At 38.7% G+C, this 7,168-nt stretch carries 10 protein-coding genes; 1 reads left to right on the top strand and 9 read right to left on the bottom strand.

Features of this window, described 5'->3' with window-relative positions:
- Window positions 1-23 precede the first annotated feature (23 nt).
- The 5 genes from rplA to rpmG all read right to left on the bottom strand — a co-directional run bounded on the left by rplA (window position 24) and on the right by rpmG (window position 2,140).
- On the bottom strand, window positions 24-719 hold the full coding sequence (gene rplA / locus HMPREF0381_RS06175) for a 50S ribosomal protein L1 (RefSeq protein ID WP_008751063.1): 696 nt from the start codon (window positions 717-719) through the stop codon (window positions 24-26).
- Window positions 720-736: 17 nt separating this feature from the next.
- Window positions 737-1,162, bottom strand: coding sequence for a 50S ribosomal protein L11 (gene rplK / locus HMPREF0381_RS06170; protein ID WP_008755241.1), 426 nt, complete (start codon window positions 1,160-1,162; stop codon window positions 737-739).
- Window positions 1,163-1,242: 80 nt separating this feature from the next.
- Complete coding sequence (gene nusG, locus HMPREF0381_RS06165) at window positions 1,243-1,776, bottom strand: transcription termination/antitermination protein NusG (protein ID WP_008751061.1); 534 nt, start codon at window positions 1,774-1,776, stop codon at window positions 1,243-1,245.
- A gap of 8 nt (window positions 1,777-1,784) precedes the next feature.
- Window positions 1,785-1,982: a preprotein translocase subunit SecE gene (gene secE / locus HMPREF0381_RS06160; RefSeq protein ID WP_008751060.1), complete on the bottom strand. Its 198-nt coding sequence runs from the start codon at window positions 1,980-1,982 to the stop codon at window positions 1,785-1,787.
- An 8-nt stretch (window positions 1,983-1,990) separates the two neighbouring features.
- Window positions 1,991-2,140 carry a 50S ribosomal protein L33 gene (gene rpmG / locus HMPREF0381_RS06155; RefSeq protein ID WP_008751059.1) on the bottom strand — a complete coding sequence of 50 codons (150 nt, stop codon included), beginning with the start codon at window positions 2,138-2,140 and terminating at the stop codon, window positions 1,991-1,993.
- Between the two features lie 212 nt (window positions 2,141-2,352).
- On the opposite strand from rpmG, the gene HMPREF0381_RS06150 reads away from it, so the two are divergent.
- Window positions 2,353-3,441: a PTS transporter subunit IIC gene (locus HMPREF0381_RS06150; RefSeq protein WP_008751058.1), complete on the top strand. Its 1,089-nt coding sequence runs from the start codon at window positions 2,353-2,355 to the stop codon at window positions 3,439-3,441.
- 45 nt (window positions 3,442-3,486) lie between these two features.
- On the opposite strand, the gene HMPREF0381_RS06145 is transcribed toward HMPREF0381_RS06150, so the two are convergent.
- From HMPREF0381_RS06145 to HMPREF0381_RS06130, 4 genes are all read right to left on the bottom strand, one after another.
- Window positions 3,487-4,614 (bottom strand): glycerate kinase family protein, encoded by a 1,128-nt coding sequence (locus HMPREF0381_RS06145; RefSeq protein ID WP_008751057.1) that lies wholly within the window; start codon window positions 4,612-4,614, stop codon window positions 3,487-3,489.
- 129 nt (window positions 4,615-4,743) lie between these two features.
- Complete coding sequence (locus tag HMPREF0381_RS06140; protein ID WP_008751056.1) at window positions 4,744-6,075, bottom strand: tagaturonate reductase; 1,332 nt, start codon at window positions 6,073-6,075, stop codon at window positions 4,744-4,746.
- Window positions 6,076-6,542: 467 nt separating this feature from the next.
- A complete protein-coding gene (locus HMPREF0381_RS06135) occupies window positions 6,543-6,746 on the bottom strand; it encodes a CsbD family protein (RefSeq protein WP_008751055.1) in 204 nt (67 codons plus the stop codon).
- A gap of 179 nt (window positions 6,747-6,925) precedes the next feature.
- Window positions 6,926-7,168 (bottom strand): GlsB/YeaQ/YmgE family stress response membrane protein (locus HMPREF0381_RS06130; protein WP_008751054.1); only part of this gene is annotated, 243 nt, incomplete at its 5' end.

Raw genomic sequence — 7,168 nt, 5'->3', positions numbered from 1 at the left:
GTGCGTCTTTATTATATTGGCTTCTAGCCTACAAGCTTAGCAACATTAAGTCTGATACCCGGACCCATTGTTGAAGTTAAAACAATGCTCTTAAGGTATGCACCCTTAACTGTGCTTGGTTTTGCCTTATTGATAGCATCCATGATGCTCTGGAAGTTTTCTAAAAGTTGTTGCTCACTGAATGAAGCCTTTCCTACAGGTACATGAACGAGGTTTGTCTTATCAAGACGATACTCTACTTTACCTGCTTTGATGTCTGCAATAGCCTTTGTAACATCCATTGTAACGGTACCTGCCTTAGGGTTCGGCATAAGTCCCTTAGGTCCAAGTATCTTACCCAGACGTCCTACAACGCCCATCATATCAGGTGTTGCAACGATAACATCAAAATCCAACCAGCCTTCGTTCTGGATCTTCGGAATAAGCTCCTCAGCTCCGACATAGTCGGCTCCGGCAGCCAAAGCCTCATCAGCCTTTGCTCCCTTTGCAAAAACCAAGATTTTAACTGTCTTACCTGTTCCATGTGGCAGAACTACCGCACCACGAATCTGCTGGTCTGCATGACGTCCGTCAAGACCTGTCCTTATATGTAATTCTATTGTTTCATCGAACTTAGCTACTGCTGTTTTCTTAAGTATAGCTACCGCCTCGTTTGCATCATATTGTACGCTACGATCAACTAATTTGGCAGCTTCAACATATCTTTTTCCGTGTTTCATGTGTATTACCTCCTAAATTAGTCTTCTACTGTGATACCCATTGAACGGGCTGTACCTGCTATCATAGAGATAGCTGCGTCAATACTTGCTGCATTAAGGTCGGGCATCTTAAGCTCTGCGATTTCCTGAAGCTGAGCTTTTGTTATCTTAGCTACCTTTGTCTTGTTCGGTACGCCTGATCCTGAAGCTATTTTACATGCCTTCTTAAGTAAAACTGCAGCCGGTGGAGTCTTAGTTATGAAACTAAAGCTTCTATCTGCATAAACTGTGATAACTACAGGGATAATCAAATCTCCCTGATCTGCTGTTCTTGCATTAAACTGCTTTGTAAACTCAACTATGTTTACACCATGCTGTCCGAGAGCCGGACCGACAGGTGGAGCCGGTGTTGCTTTACCTGCAGGTATCTGCAATTTTATATATCCTGTAACTTTCTTTGCCATTTGGCACCTCCTTGTGGTAATTTCGGGAACTTCCCTCCCACGCATTTAAAATGCACTATGTAATAACGACTGATGCCGGATTACACTTTCCTTACTTCTGTGAACTCAAGCTCTACTTTTGTCTCTCGTCCAAACATTTCTACATTGATAGAAACAGTCTTTCTTTTTTCGTTGACAGCGGTAATCACTCCCACGGTATCCTTCCATGCTCCGCTAATAACCGAAACCATATCTCCTACCTTGAGGTCAACCTCAAGCCTTGCTTCCGGTTTTGTGGCATTGCCGCTGTAGCCAAGCGCTACAAGCTCATCTTCGGTGAGTGGTACCGGCTTACTTCCCGGACCTACAAAACCTGTAACTCCTCTGGTATTTCTAACCACATACCATGTTTCATCATTCATATACATATGTATAAGAACATATCCCGGGAACAGTTTTTTATCTGACGACTTTTCGACACCGTTTTTCACTTCAAGTATGGTTTCCATAGGAACCGTAACCTCCAGTATCTGATCTTGAAGTCCACGATTCTCAATTGTTTTTTCAATATCTACTTTCACTTTATTCTCATAGCCTGAATAAGTATGGGCTACGAACCATTGTGCTTCTGCCATATTATCACCTATTTGATAACAAAGTTTAGTAATACCTTGAAGATAAAGTCAAGTATTGATATTATTATACCTATTGCTATAGATGATGAAATAACCGCAACAGTCTCTTTCACTATATCATCCTTAGTTGGCCATACTATCTTTTTAAACTCTGTCTTTATACCTTTCAAAAAGTCAGATATCTTTCCGCTTTTTCCTTCAGCCATAAATACTCCTATTTTGTTTCCTTATGCACTGTATGAGTTCTACAGAACTTACAATACTTTTTGATTTCCATACGATCAGGATGATTTTTCTTATCCTTGGTCGTATTATAGTTTCTTTGCTTGCACTCTGTACAAGCAAGTGTTATCTTTGTACGCACAATTCCACCTCCATTGTTCGAATTAGACTTGAAAATCCAAAAAAAAAGGACTCTGCATCCTTTAATCTTCCATATTCTAGCACACTCATGCGTATTAGTCAAGTTCTATTTTTTTGACATTTTTATAAATTTGGCATAATTTAGCTTGACAAAGTATAATAAAGTTTTAGAATTGTACTGGAAATAAACATAATTAAACGGAGGCGTTCATTATGGAAAGGCTTAATTTATTTCTTAAACGAAAGGATGTCATTATCTCTGCAAAGAGATATGGTATCGATGCTCTTGGAGCTATGGCACAGGGACTGTTTTGTTCACTACTGATAGGTACCATTATCAATACTGTCGGAAAACAGTTTAATATCGGTTTTCTTACAAACACAGTAGCCACCATTGCAGGAGTGGACTATACTGTAGGTTCTCTTGCAAGTGCTATGAGCGGACCTGCAATGGCTGTAGCAATAGGCTACGCTCTGGCTACTCCACCTCTTGTACTGTTCTCATTGATTACAGTGGGATTTGCATCAAATGCACTTGGCGGTGCCGGCGGACCGCTTGCAGTACTTTTTGTAGCAATAATTGCTTCAGAAGTGGGTAAAATGGTGTCAAAAGAAACTAAGGTTGATATACTCATCACCCCGCTTGTCACTATATCAGTCGGAATACTTTTGTCGGCACTGCTTGCACCAAGTCTTGGCAAGGCGGCTATGGAACTTGGTACCGTTATCATGTGGGCTACAAGTCTTCAACCGTTCCTTATGGGAATATTGGTTTCACTTTTAGTAGGTGTAGCACTCACACTTCCTATTTCATCTGCCGCTATATGTGCCGCACTTGGTCTTACCGGACTTGCAGGCGGCGCCGCACTGGCAGGTTGTTGTGCACAGATGGTCGGCTTTGCAATTATCTCATTCCCTGAAAATAAATGGGGCGGACTTATCTCACAGGGAATCGGTACATCCATGCTTCAGATGGGAAATATTGTAAAGAATCCGAGAGTTTGGATAGCACCATGTATCACATCCATGATAACAGGTCCTATCGCAACCTGTATCTTCAAGTTACAGATGAACGGTGCTGCTGTTTCTTCAGGTATGGGAACATGTGGACTTGTAGGTCAAATCGGAGTATATACAGGTTGGGTAAATGATGTAACAAGCGGTGCCAAATCCGCCATAACTTCATTTGATTGGATCGGACTTATTATGATATCCCTTATTCTTCCTGCACTCATCACACCTGTTATCCATATGTTTGTAAGAAAGATGGGACTTGTAAAGGACGGAGATTTGAAACTCTAAAAACAAAAAATCAGCTTAATGATATTACTCACTAAGCTGATTTTTTTATAGTAATCTAAATACCTGTTCTACCGTATCTGCAAGGTTTTGTTTTGCAATATTGTTTGTCATGGCCTCTTCCAATGTGACTATTCTTCTAAGTATCGGAAAAAACGCATCTATTCCATGTTCATTGCAAACTCCTGCATCCTCAGTAACACTTCCGCAAAAAGCCAATACCCTCTTACCATACTTTTTTGCAATATTTGCAACGCCTATAGGAGCCTTACCCATTACAGTCTGACTGTCAAGTCTACCCTCTCCCGTCACCACTATATCTGTATCCTTTACATACTTTTCAAGCCTTGTTTCGTCAAGCACTATTTGTATACCTGACTCCATTTTTGAGTTTGTAAAGTTATGGAATGCATAGCCAAGTCCGCCTGCCGCACCGGTTCCAGGGTATTCACAGTCTGAGCCGGGATATTTTTCCTTTACAAGATTTGAAAAACTGTAAAGCCATGAGTCCATATCTTTTACCATTTGCTTTGTAGCACCTTTTTGCGGTCCGAATACCGCACTGCAACCTGATTCCCCACACAGCGGATTTGTTACATCACATGCCACTCTGAAGTTACACTCCTTAAGCTCTTTTAACACATTTTTATCTTCTATCTTTACAATATCTCTGACACCGGTTGCACCGTACCCCACTTGCTTTCCGTCAATATCAAGAAACTCATATCCAAGAGCCTGAAGCATTCCTATACCGCAGTCATTTGTAGCTGATCCCCCTATTCCCACAATAAAGTGTCTGCATCCCTTTTTTATAGCGTCTTTTATCATCTCTCCTACGCCGAATGTGGTGGTATATAGAGGATTTTTTTCGTTTCCGCTTACTAAGGTAATTCCTGCCGCCTGTGACATCTCCATTATTGCAGTCTTTGTAGACTCCACTATTCCGTAAACCGCATTTACCTTTTTACCTACAGGACCTGTTACTTCTACATCTATGAGTCTTCCTCCCATTCCTATTGAGAGAGCCTCCACCGTTCCTTCTCCACCGTCTGCAAGCGGCCTGATTTCAACTGTAGCATCTTTTTTTGCCTTAAGTATACCTGTCTTTATAGCTTCTCCTGCTTCCAAAGATGACATACTTCCCTTAAATGAGTCAATAGCGACAACAACCTTCATTTCTCACTATCTCTCCTTTCATTATACTCCCCCTAGTTTAGCACAATAATCAACTGTTTTACACTTAAAAAATCAACTGAAATATCAAAGTTTTTTTACTAAAAAAGATGGAGTCACCTCCACCTTTTCTTATTTTAGAAGTTCATCATAGCAAGTAGCCACACCTTCTTTTTCTATTTTTTCATACCAATTATTTACAATATCATACATATCGCTAAGGTCTTCACCCCAGTAGTCTTCTCTCTTTAATATATCCGCTACAGAAGCATTTTTCATAAACTTTACAACCTCTTCACTGTCGTTTGCTTCATCAGTCTTATAGAATGCAATAAGTGCAGCAAAAGAAAAACTTAGTATCTTTGGATACTGTCCGTTCTTTGCCTTATACTCCAAGATTGTCGGAAGTACTCTGGCTCTGAACTTTGAAACAGAGTTAAGTGCAATTGAAAGTAACTGATGCTTAATAAAAGGATTTGCAAATCTCTCAAATACAGCCTCTCCAAACTTCCTGTTATCCTCGGTATCTCCTATGGTAGGGATTATTTCCTCAAAAACAGATTTTCTAAGCAGTGATGATACCCTTTCATCCTTCATGCACTCGCCTACAGTCTCAAGTCCATACAGTCTTGCAGCTAAAACCATTGATGTATGTGCACCGTTAAGTATACGAACCTTTCTTTTCTTATACGGGTACACATTGTCGGTCCAAACTACATTAAAGCCTGCCTTTTGTAACGGAAGCTCATCCTCATGATTTCCCTGTATTACCCAAAGGTGAAAGATCTCGGCTGTATCCATCATATTGTCACTTTGACCTATTCTCTCCTCAAGTGCCTTATGTTCATCTCTTGGAAATCCCGTCACTATCCTGTCCACAAGCGTTGAACAAAAACTGTTCTCCCTTTCAAGCCATAAGCCAAAATCCTCCCCAAGCTCCCACTTTAAAGCATATTTCTTACAGCATTTTAAAAGTTCTTCACCGTTGTGATCTATAAGTTCACATGAAAGTATAATAAATCCCGGCAAACCTGCTTTAAATCTCTCATAAAGAAGTGCTGTCAATTTTGCAGGAAAGCTGTTTGCAGGTGCATCTGAAAGTTTGTTATCATCTTCATACACTATTCCGGCTTCAGTTGTATTTGAAACAATAAATCTGAAATCGGGATTCTTTGCCAGACTCAAATATTCTTCATAGTCCTTATAAGGATTGATGCATCTGCTGATAACGTCTATATGAGTATGCTCATCTACCACCTTACCGTTGTCAACACCTCTCAAGAAAAGATTGTATTCACAGTTTTGTGCTGTCAACATATCACACATTCCTGTTTTTATAGGTTGAACCACAACTACCGAGCCCTCAAATAAGCCCTTGTCATTTAGTTTCTGAAAGAAATAATCTACAAATCCTCTCAAAAAACCGCCTTCACCAAATTGAATAATTCTCTCTTTAGCTTTCATATTGTACTCCTAATATTTTATTATTAACTACCGCGGCAGCCGCCACAAGTAATCTGTTATCATTAAAATAATTTTACCTACTTCAATGTTACCTTTCAGCTTTTAAATCTCTGCTTTATACATTGATATATTTGCTTCATATCTTCAGACTTTATTTTCTTTTTCATCCTCCAATAATGTAAGCGTTTACATTTTTGAGTATATATTATTTAGGATTTTTTGTCAATCAAAAAGGCAGCCTAAACTACATACAAAAAGACAGCCAAAAAGGCTGCCTGCTTTTTATATACTAAGCCCTGTTCACTTAGATTTATAAAATATAAATTATCATATTATTGTACACTCCGGTTAACTATAAAAAATATAATTTGCGATAAACAATAATGGTCTTCTATTTAACATAATTATAAATTATTTTAATAGAAGACCATAATATTTAACTATTTAAAGGACAATCTTAATCTAAGCTATTCTTTATCCTTATTTATTACATTCTTGACACCTTCGACCGTTCCTTCTACAGCATCTTTAACATCTTTTGCAACTTCTTTAACCTTAGAAGCAACTTTTTCAGCAGCTCCCTCCTTCTCTGTTTTTTTATCACCGGTTACTTTACCAATACCCTCTTTTAAAGCACCTTTAGCCTGATCTATCTTCTCTTCTAATGACATACTAATCTCCTTTTACCTAAATTTATTACAATATATTATATGAATTGACTTATCCACTAAATTATATGTAAAGCATATATTTTTTCATTCTATAAGAATATTACTCGAGTACTATAGACTTAAGATATAAAAATAATATAATTGTTTTTACATACTAAAGTATCTTATCAATCATTTTCCTATCCTCTTCTACCAAAGAAAAACGAAACAACAGCAATGACAATTACTGCACCTAAGATAGAAGGAATCAATGACATTCCTGCCATAGTAGGTCCCCATTTACCGAATAATGCCTGACCGACAGATGATCCCAGTAAACCTGCAATGATATTAGCTATTATACCCATTGCACCGCCTTTATTGGTAATAGCACCTGCAATGAAACCTATAAATCCACCTACAATGATAGACCAAATCATAAA

Source organism: Lachnoanaerobaculum saburreum DSM 3986, assembly GCF_000185385.1.
GTDB classification, from domain to species: Bacteria; Bacillota; Clostridia; order Lachnospirales; family Lachnospiraceae; genus Lachnoanaerobaculum; species Lachnoanaerobaculum saburreum.
Note: the sequence above shows the minus strand (reverse complement) of the source record. Positions and strands in the feature narration are given on the sequence as shown.